Origin of the sequence: Streptomyces sp. P9-2B-2, assembly GCF_030406865.1 — a bacterium.
Lineage (GTDB): Bacteria > Actinomycetota > Actinomycetes > Streptomycetales > Streptomycetaceae > Streptomyces > Streptomyces platensis.
In genome coordinates this window covers 8,232,118-8,246,334 of sequence record NZ_CP129126.1, presented here as the reverse complement: position 1 = coordinate 8,246,334, position 14,217 = coordinate 8,232,118, and the positions used below count along the sequence as shown (strand labels likewise).

Below are 14,217 nucleotides of genomic sequence, written 5' to 3'. Positions count from 1 at the left end.
CGGGTGTCCGTGCGGGAGCGTGACGCGAGCCGCGGTCCCGTCGGGGACGTGACGCGAGCTGCCGTCCCGTACGGACCGGCCGGGCGCCCGGTGTTCAGGCGATCCCCAGTCCGTCCAGGACCGTAGCGCCGGGCAGTTCGGCCAGCGCCTTGCCGGGCACGATGAGCTTGCCGCGGCGGCTGCCGCTGCCGATCAGGGCGTAGGGGGTGTCGACGACGGCGGCGTCCACCAACAGCGGCCAGTCGGCGGGCAGGCCGATCGGGGTGATCCCGCCGTACTCCATCCCGCTGTCGCCGACCGCCTTGTCCATGGGCGCGAACGACGCCTTGCGAGCGCCCAGTTGACGACGCACCACCCCGTTGACGTCGACGCGGGTGTGCGAGAGGACGACACAGGCGGCCAGGGTGGTCTCGCCGCCGCGCTTGCCGGCCACCACCACACAGTTCGCCGACTGCTCCAGGAGCCAGGGGCCGTGGCGCTCGACGAGCAGCGCGGTGTCCGCGATCGCCGGATCCGTGTCGACGTGGCGCAGCTCCTCGACGGGTACGGAGCCGCCCCAGGAACGGATCGCGGCGGCCACCGGATCGGGCAGCAGGTCCAGGCACTCGACAGCGGGCCGGACCTCGTCAAAGGCATCCATCGGGACGGGCATGCCCGCCAAGCTAACAGCCTGGGCGGGCCGGTGGCGGGCCGTCTCAGCGGACGGGCGGGATGATCACCGACATGGTCATCTCGACCGGTTCGGAGCCGTCGTTGCGGTAGCCGTGCGCGACCTTGGCCTCGAAGGTCGCCGAGGCGCCGGCGGTCACCTCGTGCTCCACGCCGTCCACGACCAGCGTCAGCGTGCCGGCCCGGACATGCAGCAGTTCGACGGTGCCCGGCGGATGCGGATCGGAGGTGCTGCTGTCGCCGGGCATCAGCCGCCAGTCCCACAGTTCGTACGGTCCGGGTGCCTCGGCGCCTACCAGGAGCGAGGTGAAGCTGCCGGCGTCGGTGGACCAGAGCCGGACCGCCTCCTGCGGGGCCACGATGCGTACCTGCGGGCCCTGTTCGTAGTCGAGGAGCGTGGTGATGCTGACGCCGAGCGCGTCGGCGATCTTGACAGTGGTCCCCACGCTGGGGTTCGTACGGGCCTGCTCAATCTGGATGATCATGCCGCGGCTGACACCGGCGCGGGCCGCCAGCGCATCGAGCGTGAAGCCGCGCTCGGCGCGCCAGTGCTTGAGATTGCGGGCGAGCGACTGGGTGAGCTGGTCGAGATCCGTCACGGTCCGTCCAAGTCGAGGCCAATATATTCGATACCCCAGTACAGCCTGCTGCACTACGGTGTGGTGTACTTCAGCGTCCGGTTCACTGTACTGCGAGGTTTCACCATGACAGCGGTCTTCGCCCTGGCCACCAGTCTTCTCTGGGGGCTCGCCGACTTCGGCGGCGGACTGCTCACCCGACGGCTCCAGGCGCTGACCGTAGTGGTGGTCTCCCAGGCCCTGGCCGCCGTCGCACTGGGCGCCATCGTGCTGGCCACCGGCGGCTGGCGGGAGGCCGGACCGCAGCTGTGGTTCGCGGTCGCCGCGGGCGTCGTGGGGCCCGTCGCCCTGCTCTGCTTCTACCGCGCGCTGGCGCTCGGCCCGATGGGCGTGGTCTCCCCGCTCGCGTCCTTCGGCACCGTGCTGGTCCCGCTCGGCGTCGGGATCGTGGCGGGTGAGCGGCCGGGCCTGCTCCAGGTCACCGGCATGCTGGTGGCCGTGGTCGGCGTCGTGCTGGCCGGCGGCCCGCGGATCAGCGGCGCCTCCGTGGCCCGCCGGACGATCGTGCTGACGGTGATCTCGGCGTTCGGCTTCGGCGCGGTGATGGCGCTGATCTCGGAGGCGTCGACGACCGTGACCGGGCTGTTTCTCGCCCTGTTCGTGCAGCGGCTGTGCAATGTCGCCGTCGGCGGTGTCGCGCTGTACGTGTCGATGCGGCGCGGCACTCCGGCCCTGCCCGAGGGCGGACTCCCGGCCTTCCGGGACGCGCTGCCCGCACTCGGCTTCGTCGGTATCGCCGATGTCGCCGCGAACGGCACCTACGCCCTCGCCGCCCAGAGCGGACCGGTCACCATGGCGGCGGTGCTCGCCTCCCTCTACCCGGTCGTCACCACGCTCGCCGCACTCGGCATCCTCAAGGAGCGGCTGCGGGCCATCCAGACGGCCGGCGCCTCCCTCGCCCTGGTCGGCTCGGCCCTGCTCGCCTCCGGCGGCTGACCGCGGCGGGCCGGCAGCGGCCCGCCACACCTGACGCCGGGTCAGGACGTCTCGTACGCCTCGCCGCTCTCCGCCGCCTGCCACTCCTCCAGCGCGACCAGCTGCTCCGGGGTGACGCCCTCGGGGATCGGCACCGGCGCCGGGGTGCGCAGCGGCGGCTGCCAGCCCTGCCGGGCGTCCCAGCGGCGGACGATCCGGGCGGGCGCACCGGCGACCACCGCGTGATCGGGGACCTCACCCCGCACCACCGCACCGGCCGCGACCACCACATTCCGGCCCAGCCGCGCCCCGGGCAGGATCACCGCACCGGTCCCGATCCAGCTGCCGGGGCCGATGACGACCGGTTCGCTGCGCGGCCACTGCTTTCCGACCGGCACCTCGGGGTCGTCATAACTGTGGTTGGTGGTGGTGACATAGACACCCGGGCCGAAGAAGCAGTCATCGCCGATCGTCAGCCGGACATCGGCGATCACATGGCTGCCGCGGCCCAGCACCACACCGTTTCCCAGCGTGAGGATCGGCTCCGCACCGAGATCGAGGTCCGGCATCATGCCCGCCGTCAGCGTCACGTCCTGGGCGATGATGCAGTGGTCGCCGAGCTCGATCCACGGGTCGCCGAAGACCGTGCCCTGCGGGTAGGCGAGCCGGGTGCCGGTGCCGATCCGGCGGAAGCGGTACGGGCCCGGACGCTCGGCCGTCACGGCCGCGGTCTCGCGCACCCAGCGCGCGCCACGGTGGACGGCGCGCGACACGGCCCGGCGCCGCCAGGCCGCGACAGACGAGAACACGTTCTGGTATATCGGCACCCGCACACCGTACTCAGCCCGCGCCCGGACAGCCCCGCCACGGGCTGTGATCTTCGCCCCACCGGCGCCCGGCACCGCCCGGCACCGCGCCCGTCGTCTACGGTGCTGTCGGCGCGGCCCACTACGACGAGGAGGTCCAGGATGACGGCACGGGCGTTGATTTCACCGGTGGGCGGCAAGGAACCGAACATCGATCAGAAGGCGTTCACCGCCCCGACATCCGTCGTGCTCGGCGAGGTCACGATGGCTCCGGGCAGCAGCGTCTGGTATCACACGGTGCTGCGGGCGGACTGCGGCCCGATCGTGCTCGGCGCCGACAGCAACATCCAGGACAACTGCACGGTCCATGTGGATCCCGGCTTCCCGGTGACCGTCGGCGCGCGGGTCTCGGTCGGGCACAACGCGGTGCTGCACGGCTGCACCGTCGAGGACGATGTGCTGATCGGCATGGGTGCCACGGTGCTGAACGGCGCACACATCGGCGCCGGTTCGCTGGTCGCCGCGCAGGCGCTGGTCCCCCAGGGCATGCAGGTCCCGCCCGGTTCGCTGGTCGCCGGGGTGCCGGCGAAGGTCAAGCGGCAGCTGACCGACGAGGAGCGCGAGACCATCAAGCTCAATGCGGTCATGTATCTGGAGTTGGCGGCACAGCACCGGGAAGCGGTCGCGGGCGCCGAGGACTGAGCCGGACCGCGCGGACGGCGCGGGGCCGGGCCGCCGCGGCGCGGGCCGTGGGACGGACCCGCGCCGCGGCCGAGCGGCTCAGCGCCGGGTGGAGGCGGCGACGGTCAGCGCGGAGGACAGCAGCTCGGCGTCGAACAGGGTGGCGTCCGCGAGGCGGTTGACGTTGGTGTAGGCGTTCAGCATCAGCTTCGCGGTCCGCAGAGCCGACGGGGAACGGCGGACCAGCGGCTTGATCCACTGCGTGACGGCACGGTCGAGCTGCTCCTCCGGGACGACCTTGTGCAGGATGGACAGCTCCTGCGCGGTCGTGGCGTCGAAGGTGTCGGCGGTCAATATCAGCTCACGGATCCGCGCCGTGCCCACCTCGTGCAGCAGCCGCGGCATGATGCCGCCCCAGGCGGGCGGCACCCCCAGCCCCAGCTCCGGCAGCCGGAAGCGGCAGGTGTCCGCGCCGACCCGCAGATCGCAGAAGACCGCCAGCCCCACCCCGGCCCCAACCACCCCGCCGTGCAGCCGCGCGATGGTCACCGCGTCGGTGCTCGCCAGGGCATCGCACACCCGGCGCGCCTTGTTGCCCAGAGCGCGCAGCCCCACACCACTGGGGTCCTCGGCGAGCAGAGCGGGGAATTCCGCGCGGTCACCGCCCAGACAGAAGTCCTCGCCCGCGCCGGAGAAGACCAGGACCCTGATACCGGAGTCGTCGTCCAGGGCGCCCAGTACGGCGAGAAGCTCGTCGAGCATCTCACCGCAGAGGGCGTTTCCGGTCTCGGCGCTGTTCAACTGCACCGAGAGAACAGGCCCTTCCTGCGTCACGAGGAGGGACTTGAAGTCGTGGATCATGGGGTTCCTTGTTTCGTTGTTCCGCTGTGCGGGAGACCGGTGCCTGCCGATGTCAGCCACGGACAACCGGAAGTGTGATCATGCGGCGGAAGGCCACCCGCGGCTCCCAGACGGGCGGAGCGCTGATCCGCAGCCCCGGCAGCCGCTCCAGCAGCCCGGTGAGCAGGCAGTCCGCCTCCATACGGGCCAGCGCGTTGCCCAGGCAGTAGTGAATTCCCCCGCCGAAGGCGAGATGGGACGCCCGACGGTGGATGTCGAAGTCCTCCGGGGCGGCGAAGTGGTTCGGGTCGTGATGGGCGGCGCCGACCATGAGCTGCACCATCTCGTTCTTGCGGACGGTCACCCCGGCGAGTTCGGTGTCCTCGGGAGCCACCCGGCTGATCATGTGGATCGGGGCGTCGTAGCGGAGCGCCTCATCGACCGCGTCCGGTATCTGCTCGGGGTGGGCCCGCAGCCAGTTCAGCTGGCGGGGGTGCTCCAGGAGCAGCCGGACCGCGCTCGACAGGACATGTGCGGTCGTCTCCAGCGCCGCCAGGACCATGAACAGCGTGAGGGAGTAGACGGCCTCGTCGGCGGCTTCCCGGTCGGGCTCCTGTGCGTCCCAGACGCGCAGCCACGAAGAAACCGGATCATCTCCCGGTTTTCGCCTTCGTTCACTCACCAGGGCAGTGAAATACTCCCGCAATTGGCGGGTCGATTCATCGGAGAGGGCGAGCTGGCTCGGCGTCGGAAACAATTCCTGGGTGTACACCTGGTCATGGGTGAGCGAACGCAGCAGCCCAAAGTCGGCGGGCGGAACCTTCAGCCATTCGCCGATGGTGATCACCGGAAGTTCTTCACTGACCAGGGCGCAGAAATCAGCCTGGCCGTACACGAGTTCTTCTTCGAAACGGTCGAGCAGCCGACTTGTCGTCTGCTCGACCGAACTCTTCATGTCGGCCAGGGATTTACGGTCGAAAACGTTGCCCAGCGAGCGCCGCACCCGCGTGTGGTGCGGTGGGTTGAGCATCGGCAGCGTGTCGCCCATCTGGCGTGACGCGGAGGCGTTCCAGCGGGCCACATCGTCCTGGCGGGCCCGCCAGGCACTGTCCGGGACCCGCCAGGATCTACTTCGCAAAAGCTGATGGCACAGCCCGTACGAGGTCGCCAAATACCCTCCCCAGGGCGCCTGAACGATATCCCCCATCGCCCTGAGTTTCGCGTACAACGGCAAGGAATTCGACTGGCCATCGGCCGTGCGCAGACGGGAGAAAAGCGAAACCACACTGCGTCGGTCAATGGGGGCAGCGGCCAGAGCGGGCTGCAAGGCGACACCTTCTTTCGGAAGATCACTGAATAAGTCGCCTGCCCTGCATACCCCTACCGCCGAACGTTCATGCGATGCACGGACATTCAAGCTGTCGTGAACATCACACCCGCCACCAGCTGAGGAATCCGCTCCACCAGCTTCCCTTTTGCGGCTTGTTCTGCTGCCCCTGGTTACGGGCATCCCCACCCGGGCCGGCCGCCGCGCCGGACTGCGGGCCCCGCCGCTCGCTGCGTACGGGAGTGAAGCGCGCAGGCAGCGCGTTGAGCGCCCGGTGGAACGGGCCGGGCCGCCAGGTCAGCGTCTCGGCCGGCGCGCCCAGCTCGATGTCGGGCAGCGTGTTCAGCAGCTTCTCGATCGCCCGTATGGAGATCAGCATCGCGGGGTCCTTCGCCGGGCAGGCATGCGGCCCGGCTCCCCAGGCCAGATGGGCCCGCTTGCTGAACGTCTGCCGGGTCGCGGACAGGCTGGGGTCACCATTGGCCGCCGCGAAGCTGACCAGCACCGGGGTTCCGGCTGCCAGCTTGTTCCCGGAGAGTTCCACCTCGTGCACCGGGTAGTGGGTGGCGTAGTTGGCTATCGGCGGGCTGTTCCACAGCACCTCGTTGATGGCGTCCTCGACGAGGAGATCGCCACCGCCGCCCGCGAACTGCTCGTCGGACAGCAGCAGCCGCAGGGCGTTGGCGATGAGGTTCTGTACCGGCTCGGTGCCGGCCCCGATGAGCAGGGCGAGCTGATGGACCATCTCCTCGTCCGACAGCCGCGACGAGTGCTGCATCAGCCAGGAGGTGATGTCCTCGCCCGGCGTGACGCGCTTCAGCGCGACCAGCTCGAACAGGGCGCCCGCCATGACCTCGTTGGCCCGCTCCGCATCGATCCCGTCGAAGAGGTTGGAGATGGCACTGATCAACCGGTCACCGATCTCCGCCGGGCAGCCGAAGAGATCATTGAAGACCAGCAGCGGCAGCAGCTGCGCATAGTCGCTGATCAGGTCGGCCTTGCCGCGGGCACTGAACTGGTCGGTGAGGTACGCCGCGACGCGGTCGACATGCCTGCTCACCCGGTGCATGTCCAGGCGCCCGAAGCTCTCGGTCACGGCCTGACGCAGCCTCAGGTGGTCCGCGCCGTCCGAGAACATGCAATTCGGCCGGTACATCATCATCGGCAGCACGGGGCTGTCCATCGGAACACGCCCCTCGTTCAGCGCGCGCCAGCGGCGGGAATCGCGCGCGAACGTGTCCGGGTTCTGCAGGACATGGAGCGCCGTGGCGTACTCCGTGACGAGTTCGGCCTCCACTCCGGGAGCCAGCTCGACAGGCGCGGTGGGGCCGTACTGCCGCAGCATGTCGTAGAAAGCGTCCGGCGCGGCGGCGAACTCCGGCCCGTGCAGGGACGCCCTTTGGCCGCCGGCGTGCGCGGGGCAGCCGGGCGGTGGGCTCTGGAATTCCGAGTGAGATTGCATGCCTGAACTCCTAGTTGAGGCGGGACTGGAGATATCGGACGAGTGCGATCAGTGAATCCGCCGAGGAACGTTGGTCCCGTGCGTCACAACTGACCACAGGCGTCTCGGGAAGCAGGTCCAGAGCTTCCCGGATCTCGTCGAGCGAGTGCGAGGGCGTCCCGTCGAAGCGGTTCACGGCGATGGCGTAGGGGATTCCGTAGTGTTCCACCAGGTCCATGACAGGGAACGACTCGTCGAGCCGCTCGGGGTCGACCAGGACCAGCGCCCCGAGCGCACCACGTGTCATGTCCTCCCACACCTGAACGAAGCGCTGCTGGCCGGGCGTTCCGAACAGATAGAGGACCAGCTCCTCGCTGAGCGTGAGCCGGCCGAAGTCCATGGCGACCGTGGTCGTGGTCTTGTTGGGCGCGCCTTTCGGGTCGTCAATTCCGGCGCCCGCCTGGGTCATTATCTCTTCGGTCCGCAGCGGCGGAATCTCGGACATGGTCCCGATGAATGTCGTCTTCCCCACGGCGAAGTGTCCGACCACGAGGATCTTTGCCGCGGTCTGCACTGAATTGCGCAGGTACACACCGTCATCCAAAGCGAGCCTGGAGCCCATTCAGCACCTCCTCTAGGATTTGCCGGTCGACAAGCTGAGCGGTAGGTATGGGCGCGCGAGAGAAGAGATATCCCTCGCGCGCGAGATCGGACACCAGAATCTTGACGACGCCCACCGGGAGCCGGGTGTGCCCAGCTATCTCGGCGATCGAGAGGAAACCCCCCGAACACAGCTCCAGCAGGCTGAGCTTCTCCGGATCGAGCGGTTTCGTGCGGGGCGGTTCCGCCTGCACGGTGACCAGGGTGATCAGCGAGAAGTCATTGCCGTCAAGAAGATCGCGGCCGTTGGTGATGACGTACGGCCGTACTAATTCCGCTGCTTCGTGTTCCAGCTCCGGCTCGTCGTCAGTGGTCATGGCTGAATATCAGCCCTCTCACGAGGCGGACTGGTCAGTGCCTTACCGAGCTGGCCCACCAGTTGTTGCATACGGAACGTGATCTCCGCCATGTCGACATCGGGCGACGCCGAAACCGCGAGATAGGCGCCTTCGCCGGCCGAGATCAGAAAGACCCAGCCGTGGTCGAACTCAACGAGTGTCTGCCGCCATTGCGGCCGATTGGCGGTTGCGCCACCGTGGCAGAAGTCGGCGACCGTACGGCTCAGCGACTGCATTCCGCTCATGGCCGCGGCAACGGTATCGGCGTGGTCCCGGCCGACATCCTTCGAACGGGCCATGAGCAGACCGTCCGCGGAGACGAGGATGGCATGCTGTGCTTCCGGCAATTCCAGAGCACTGTCAAGCATCCACGACAGATCGTAGTTCACTGAACCTCAGGCCCTTCACTGCTTGCATTGGTGGAACGTCGGCCGGACTGCGTGCCGCGCTGGAATGCGCCCATGACGGACGCTGCCCTTGCGCTGTCACGCACCGGGGTTTCCGTGCTCTCGGATTCGGTCGGCACAATGGAAATCGCCCCGCGGCGGCGGCGCTTCGGCAGACCGCCGGCCGTGGTCTCGGGAGCCGGCCGGGCACCGGTCGGCTGTCCCAGAGGCGGCGGCGGTCCCGGAGCCGGGGGGCGGGCCGGCGGGTATCCGGGTACGGCCGACGCCGGGGCGCCATGGGCCGGTTGACCAGGGGCGTTCTCAGGCGGCAACGGAGCGGACGCGGCCACGACAGGGCTCTCCTCGGGCTCGTGCAGAGACGTCAGTAGATCGTCGGGGAGCAGGACGACCGCGCGCACGCCACCGTAGGGAGAGGTCGAATCCACCGATACGGTGAAGCCGTAGCGGGCGGCGAGCACACCCATGACCGTGAATCCGAACTGCGGTGGATTACCGAGGCTGGAGACACTGGCCGAGTTCTCGCTCGACAGCAGCTGAGCGGCTCGGGACTTCTCCTCCTCGTTCATACCGACACCGGCGTCGTCGACGATGATGCAGACGCCCTTGGGCACCGGCCGGATATTGATCTCGATCATCGTTTCCGGCGCCGAATAGCTGGTCGCGTTGTCCAGCAGTTCGGCAAGCACCAGCGCAACCGGTTCCACCGCGCGGCTCACGATGGCGACATTGCTCTGCGACCGGATCTCGACGCGGGTGAAATGGCGAATACGGCCCTTGGCGCTGCGGACCACATCGTAGAGCGAGGCGTTGTTCCGGCGCCGGCCGAGCCAGCCGTCACAGAGCACGGCGATGGACTGGGCCCGTCGCGCGAACTGCGAGTTCATGTGGTCGATGTCGAGCAGATCCTGAAGGATCTTGTGCTCGCCATAGGTATCCTGAAGCTTGGAAATCGCCAGCTGCTGTTCGCTCGCCAGCCCCTGGAGGGTCCGCATGGCGGACTTCAGGGTCGTCTTCGTGGCCTCTTCGGCCCGGTCCTTGGCCTCTTCGACGGCCTCCGTGTAGTGATCTTCAAGATTAGCGTAGTGCTGCTTGAGCTCAGCCTTTTCTTTTCGAAGATCCGCGATCTTCATTCTGCCGCGAATCACCGCGGTTGCAGCAACAGGGGTACCAGCGATCAATCCCCAGAAAGCTGGATCCTGGAAATATTGCGTCATAGGACTCTCTTCGGATGACGGATCCACCAGGTGTCGTATGCCTGGCTGCGACGTAGAGAATCACCCACGGCCCCAGACATACGTGTACGGCCGCGCACAGTTGCCTGCCAGAAAGCCATCGAAGGGCCGGCTAATGGCATAGTTCTCCCCGGGGTGGCGGTTTTCTTAGGCCAATGCGCGGAATTTCTTTCTTGCCTTAGCAGGTGACTACCCGGTTGGCAAGTGCGATGATCTTAGCATCACAGCAACACCCGCCGTCCAACGGCGATCTGAGCACTTGCGGCATCTGAAGCGGATTCAACAAAGGCCCAGTTTGGGTTCATTGGGCAACGATGCCGGTCCTGGCGGCGCAACCGGTCCGCCCGCTTCCTGACGGACCGTTGATGCGCTGACCCTGCTGCCATCGCGAACGCAACGTGCAACTGCGATCAGCAAAGGTCAGCGATGGGGCGCGTCATGGACGTAGGTGATCTCGCCGCCGCGGACCCGTACGACCCGTACGGTCATGTCCCGGTCGGTGCCCCGCAGATAGTGGGCCGTGCAGTGGGTCCGGGCCCCCTTGACTGCCCGCAGGTCCTTCGCGCAGTCGACCGAGCGCGGTCCCCTGGGGATCACCGGAAGCGACAGATGGCCCGAGATCGAGCGGGCGATCTCGTCACGCGGGACGGCATCGGACGTCCCGTCCACCTCACTGGTCGCGTCCCGGTCCATCAGCCACCGGCTGCCCGCCGTGAAACTGCCTGCCAGCAGAGCCGTACCGGCCAGCAGCAGGCCGACAGCTCGCAGATTCCGCACAGTTCTCCTTCCCGTGGGCACCACACGGACACCGGCCGTGCCCACGGGCCGGGTCACGGACAATTCTTGCCGGTGGCCCGGTTCCGGCAACAGGAGCCCCCGTCGTGCGCCCGGCCGGCCGACGGTGCGTCACGCGGACGGTACGGGGCCCCGCATCCGCCGGCTGATCCAGTGCAGCGACTCGGCCATCCGCCGGATGTAGGTGTGCCCGCTGTGCACGCCGTCCGGTATCTCGAAGAGCGTGGAGTGGACCGGCCCGCCGGTGTAGTCCCTGATGAAGCGCTTCACATCGGGCACCGCCGCCTCCTTGCTCCCGAGCTCGAAGGCGAGATAGACCGGCAAGCCCTTGCGCGCGGCCAGCCGCCGGGCCAGGTGGCGTGGGTCGTTGGCGCGCATCTCGGCCGGGTGCCCCTGCCACAGCGGTGAATCCGGCGCGGTGTCAGGGCCGTTGACGACGGCCGCCTTGAACTTCTGCGGCTCCTTGAGGACGGCCTTCAGCGCGGCGAAGCCACCGGACGAGGAGCCCATGAAGGCCCAGCCGTCACGGCTGTCGTACGTACGGAAGTTGGCCCGCGCGAAATCCGGTACGTCCTCGGTCAGCCAGGTGCCCATCTTGGGCTGCCCGGGGATGTCACTGCCGTCGTAGTACGTACGGCCCGGATTGAGCACCGGCATCACGACGATGAACGGCAGCGTCCGGCCCTGCCGCGACCACTTCGCGATCCGCTCCTCCAGCGCGAAGGCGTCCCCCGCCCAGTAGTTGAACGGAAAGCCGTAGGCGCCGGGCAGCGCGATCAGCACCGGGAAGCCGCTCCGGGCGTAGCGCGCCTGGTGGTACTCCGGCGGCACCCAGGCCCAGATGTCGCCGGAGAAACCGGACTTGCGGCCGCGCCACTTCGTCGTGACGACCCGGCTCCCTCCCCCGGTCGGACGGAACGCAGTGAAGGATGAGCGGGGTCCGCGGGGCGGCACCACCCGGGGCTGTCCGTTGCGGGCGTCCGCGGCATGGGCCGCCGGCTGCGGCACGCCGGAGGCGTGGACGGTGTCCCGGCCGCCGCCGCAGCCGGCCAGCATGCCCAGGGCCGCCACACTCACCGCAACGCGGACGCGCAGGCACTTCATCGGGACGTTCTCCTTGGCTTCTCGGCCGGCCGCGGGCAGTCACGCTGCCACCAAGCCGCCGATCGCAAGACATCACCTTAAGATCGCCCGCGGCGCCCCCGATGCCGCCTCCGGCCACCCTGACCTGGTGGTCCGCGCGCCCAACTCCGCGCAACGACGCACCGGCACGTCAAATACACCGGCCGGGTTTCCCTCGTTCGATGAGGCCACGGGTTGTTTACCGGTCGGTCGGTTCTGGCAAGGTGGGTTTCCAATTCCGAAGGGCGCGGCGCTGTGCCGTGGTTGGGGATGACCGATGACCGCGAGGGCCGATCGCCGGCCGCTGCCCGGCGTAGTGGGGCGGGCCGTTGAGCACGAGCTGGTGTCCGGGCTGCTGGGCAGCGCACCGCTCGTGACGCTCACCGGAGCCGCGGGAGTGGGCAAGAGCGTGCTGGCCCGCGCCGTCCTGGAGGAGCACACCGCCCGGCACGACGGCACGGTCCTCCGTGTCGGCTGCTGGGACGGTCTGCCCGAGGGCGGGCTGGCGGCGGCGCTGCTCCGGGCGGCGCGGCCGGCGGACAGCGCCCGCCGGGACACCACGGCGGCCCTCGCCCGGCGGGCCGCCCCGTCCCGCGTCAGCGAACCGGCGCACGGCCGGGCTGAGTCGAGGGAGGCCCCAACAGGGCGCGCCCCGGCGGACGATACGAAAATTGCAGCGCTCGCCGCGCACTGCCGCCGGTCTCGCGCGACCGTGCTGCTGGACGACTGCGATCCGCTGCGCGACGAATGCGCCCAGCTCGTGCGCCGGCTGCTGCGGGCCGATCCCACCCTGCGCATCGTGGCGACCGCGCGGGGTGCGCTCGGGCTGCCCGAGGAGCGGACCGTCGCGATCACGGCGCTTCCGGTGACGCTGGGCGAGGGGATCGCCGGGCCGGCCGTCGAGCTGCTGGCCGCACGGGCCGGGGCCGCCACACCGGAGCTCCTGGTCGCCGTGTGCCAGGCGCTGGAGGGCTCGCCGCTGGCGATCGCGCTGGCCGCGCAGCAGCTGGACCGGATGTCGTTGCCGCAGCTCGCGGCGCAGGTGGGGTCGGACGGTCCGCTGTTCTACTCGGGGCCGGCGGCGACCGTGCGGCACACCTCGCTCTACGCCGCGCAGGCCGCTGGCTACGCCCTCTGCTCGCCTCTCGACCGGCGGGTCTGGGCGCGGCTCTCTGTGTTGCCCGGCGACTTCGATCCCTGGCTCGCCGGTTGTGTCTGCACCAGCTGTGACGTTCCTGCGGCCGCGGTCGAGGGCGCACTGGAACGGCTGCTCACCGCGTCGGTCGTGGAGCGCGTACGGGACGCCGGGGGCACGCAGGAAGACACCGGGACGGCGCTGCCGCCGCGCTACCGACTCCCCCGCGCCGCCCGGGACTTCGGGCGGACCCAGCTGCGCGAGGCGGGCGAGGAGGCCGCGGCGCTGCGCCGGTTCCGGCAGGCCTGCGCGGCGCTCGCGGCTGAGGCCCAGATCGCCTGGCAGGGCCCCCACCAGCAGGTCGCCGTACGGCTGGTGGAAGACGAACAGGCCAACCTCGACGCGGCGCTGACCCGGCCCCCACAGGACGCGGAGGACGCGCTCGGCGCGCTGGAGATCGCGGTATCGCTGTGGTTCCACTGGGCGGCCTGCGGCTTCCGCCGCGAGGGGCGGGCGCATCTGGACCGACTGCTGCTGCTCTCCCGGGACGACACCGCGCTGCGGGCCCGCGCGCTGTGGCTGGCCGGATACCTCGCGGCGCAGGAGCACGCGCTCGGCGCCGCGGAGGCGCTGCTCGACGAGGCGTGGTCGGCGGCCGTGATGCATGCGGACTCCGACGGGCTGGCCCGTATCGCGCATGCGCACGGAGTGCTGGCGCTGTACCGGGGGAACACCGCGGCGGCGGTGTCCTGTCTGGAGGAGGCGGCCCGGCACCGTTCCCGGGACCCGTGGTTCGGCCCGGGGCCCGCGCACAGCTGGGCGCTGCTCGCCGTCGCCCTGTCGTCGCCCGACCCGGAGCGGGCCCGGGACGCGGCGCGTCGTGCCTGGGAGAGCCGGCACTCGGACGGCGATTTCTGGCTGTATTCGACGGTCCTCTATGCCTGTGCCGCGACCGAGCGCGCCCATGGGGAGCCGGCGGCGGCGCTCCGGGCCTGCCATGCGGCGCTGGCGGCCAAAAAGCTCATCGGTGACCCGCTGTTCATCGCCGGGGCCCACGATCTGCTGACCGGTCTGCGGCGTGAGGTGCGTGACGGGGAGCCGCCGCCGGACCATGACGAGAAGGCCCCGTGGTGGCGGCCCGGCGGGCCGGACGTACCGCCGCAGCCGTTCTTCTCGCGACTGCGGACAGGGCCATGAAGGACGGGGAGCCG

15 protein-coding genes are annotated in these 14,217 nt (G+C 69.5%); 3 read left to right on the top strand and 12 right to left on the bottom strand.

Features of this window, described 5'->3' with window-relative positions:
• Positions 1 to 94: 94 nt before the first annotated feature.
• Positions 95 to 652, bottom strand: a complete 558-nt coding sequence (locus tag QT196_RS36225; RefSeq protein WP_168482840.1) for a YbaK/EbsC family protein — start codon at positions 650 to 652, stop codon at positions 95 to 97.
• Positions 653 to 695: 43 nt separating this feature from the next.
• A complete protein-coding gene (locus tag QT196_RS36220; RefSeq protein WP_168482839.1) occupies positions 696 to 1,268 on the bottom strand; it encodes a helix-turn-helix domain-containing protein in 573 nt (190 codons plus the stop codon).
• Between the two features lie 105 nt (positions 1,269 to 1,373).
• On the opposite strand from QT196_RS36220, the gene QT196_RS36215 reads away from it, so the two are divergent.
• The gene (locus QT196_RS36215) at positions 1,374 to 2,243 is read left to right on the top strand and encodes an EamA family transporter (RefSeq protein WP_266736666.1); all 870 of its coding nucleotides are present in this window, start codon (positions 1,374 to 1,376) and stop codon (positions 2,241 to 2,243) included.
• A gap of 41 nt (positions 2,244 to 2,284) precedes the next feature.
• Here QT196_RS36215 and QT196_RS36210 read toward each other — a convergent pair whose 3' ends face one another.
• Positions 2,285 to 3,049, bottom strand: coding sequence for an acyltransferase (locus tag QT196_RS36210; RefSeq protein WP_290356445.1), 765 nt, complete (start codon positions 3,047 to 3,049; stop codon positions 2,285 to 2,287).
• A gap of 141 nt (positions 3,050 to 3,190) precedes the next feature.
• Here QT196_RS36210 and QT196_RS36205 point away from each other — a divergent pair, with 141 nt between their 5' ends.
• Positions 3,191 to 3,730 (top strand): gamma carbonic anhydrase family protein, encoded by a 540-nt coding sequence (locus QT196_RS36205; RefSeq protein WP_168482837.1) that lies wholly within the window; start codon positions 3,191 to 3,193, stop codon positions 3,728 to 3,730.
• A gap of 78 nt (positions 3,731 to 3,808) precedes the next feature.
• Here the strand turns inward: QT196_RS36205 and QT196_RS36200 are convergent, their stop codons facing one another.
• From QT196_RS36200 to QT196_RS36160, 9 genes are all read right to left on the bottom strand, one after another.
• On the bottom strand, positions 3,809 to 4,570 hold the full coding sequence (locus QT196_RS36200; RefSeq protein ID WP_168482836.1) for an enoyl-CoA hydratase/isomerase family protein: 762 nt from the start codon (positions 4,568 to 4,570) through the stop codon (positions 3,809 to 3,811).
• A gap of 52 nt (positions 4,571 to 4,622) precedes the next feature.
• Entirely contained in the window at positions 4,623 to 5,756 is a 1,134-nt protein-coding gene (locus tag QT196_RS36195; RefSeq protein ID WP_290356444.1) for a cytochrome P450, read from the bottom strand.
• A gap of 223 nt (positions 5,757 to 5,979) precedes the next feature.
• Positions 5,980 to 7,338 carry a cytochrome P450 gene (locus tag QT196_RS36190; RefSeq protein ID WP_168482834.1) on the bottom strand — a complete coding sequence of 453 codons (1,359 nt, stop codon included), beginning with the start codon at positions 7,336 to 7,338 and terminating at the stop codon, positions 5,980 to 5,982.
• 10 nt (positions 7,339 to 7,348) lie between these two features.
• Entirely contained in the window at positions 7,349 to 7,939 is a 591-nt protein-coding gene (locus QT196_RS36185; RefSeq protein ID WP_168482833.1) for an ATP/GTP-binding protein, read from the bottom strand.
• Complete coding sequence (locus tag QT196_RS36180) at positions 7,914 to 8,294, bottom strand: DUF742 domain-containing protein (RefSeq protein WP_168482832.1); 381 nt, start codon at positions 8,292 to 8,294, stop codon at positions 7,914 to 7,916. The genes QT196_RS36185 and QT196_RS36180 overlap by 26 nt, the downstream gene beginning before the upstream one ends.
• The gene (locus tag QT196_RS36175) at positions 8,291 to 8,704 is read right to left on the bottom strand and encodes a roadblock/LC7 domain-containing protein (RefSeq protein ID WP_168482831.1); all 414 of its coding nucleotides are present in this window, start codon (positions 8,702 to 8,704) and stop codon (positions 8,291 to 8,293) included. Before QT196_RS36175 ends, QT196_RS36180 begins: the two co-directional genes overlap by 4 nt.
• The gene (locus QT196_RS36170) at positions 8,701 to 9,936 is read right to left on the bottom strand and encodes an ATP-binding protein (protein ID WP_168482830.1); all 1,236 of its coding nucleotides are present in this window, start codon (positions 9,934 to 9,936) and stop codon (positions 8,701 to 8,703) included. The genes QT196_RS36175 and QT196_RS36170 overlap by 4 nt, the downstream gene beginning before the upstream one ends.
• A 438-nt stretch (positions 9,937 to 10,374) precedes the next feature.
• Positions 10,375 to 10,731 carry a DUF4333 domain-containing protein gene (locus tag QT196_RS36165; protein ID WP_168482829.1) on the bottom strand — a complete coding sequence of 119 codons (357 nt, stop codon included), beginning with the start codon at positions 10,729 to 10,731 and terminating at the stop codon, positions 10,375 to 10,377.
• 129 nt (positions 10,732 to 10,860) lie between these two features.
• Complete coding sequence (locus QT196_RS36160) at positions 10,861 to 11,853, bottom strand: alpha/beta hydrolase-fold protein (RefSeq protein ID WP_168482828.1); 993 nt, start codon at positions 11,851 to 11,853, stop codon at positions 10,861 to 10,863.
• A gap of 295 nt (positions 11,854 to 12,148) precedes the next feature.
• Here QT196_RS36160 and QT196_RS36155 point away from each other — a divergent pair, with 295 nt between their 5' ends.
• A complete protein-coding gene (locus QT196_RS36155; protein ID WP_266736654.1) occupies positions 12,149 to 14,203 on the top strand; it encodes an AAA family ATPase in 2,055 nt (684 codons plus the stop codon).
• Positions 14,204 to 14,217 lie beyond the last annotated feature (14 nt).

Coding starts and splice junctions, on each gene's coding strand:
- QT196_RS36225 (WP_168482840.1), bottom strand. CDS start 652: ATGCCCGTCCCGATGGATGCCTTTGACGAGGTCCGGCCCGCTGTCGAG.
- QT196_RS36215 (WP_266736666.1), top strand. CDS start 1,374: ATGACAGCGGTCTTCGCCCTGGCCACCAGTCTTCTCTGGGGGCTCGCC.
- QT196_RS36205 (WP_168482837.1), top strand. CDS start 3,191: ATGACGGCACGGGCGTTGATTTCACCGGTGGGCGGCAAGGAACCGAAC.
- QT196_RS36200 (WP_168482836.1), bottom strand. CDS start 4,570: ATGATCCACGACTTCAAGTCCCTCCTCGTGACGCAGGAAGGGCCTGTT.
- QT196_RS36195 (WP_290356444.1), bottom strand. CDS start 5,756: ATGGGGGATATCGTTCAGGCGCCCTGGGGAGGGTATTTGGCGACCTCG.
- QT196_RS36190 (WP_168482834.1), bottom strand. CDS start 7,338: ATGCAATCTCACTCGGAATTCCAGAGCCCACCGCCCGGCTGCCCCGCG.
- QT196_RS36185 (WP_168482833.1), bottom strand. CDS start 7,939: ATGGGCTCCAGGCTCGCTTTGGATGACGGTGTGTACCTGCGCAATTCA.
- QT196_RS36180 (WP_168482832.1), bottom strand. CDS start 8,294: ATGACCACTGACGACGAGCCGGAGCTGGAACACGAAGCAGCGGAATTA.
- QT196_RS36170 (WP_168482830.1), bottom strand. CDS start 9,936: ATGACGCAATATTTCCAGGATCCAGCTTTCTGGGGATTGATCGCTGGT.
- QT196_RS36160 (WP_168482828.1), bottom strand. CDS start 11,853: ATGAAGTGCCTGCGCGTCCGCGTTGCGGTGAGTGTGGCGGCCCTGGGC.
- QT196_RS36155 (WP_266736654.1), top strand. CDS start 12,149: ATGACCGCGAGGGCCGATCGCCGGCCGCTGCCCGGCGTAGTGGGGCGG.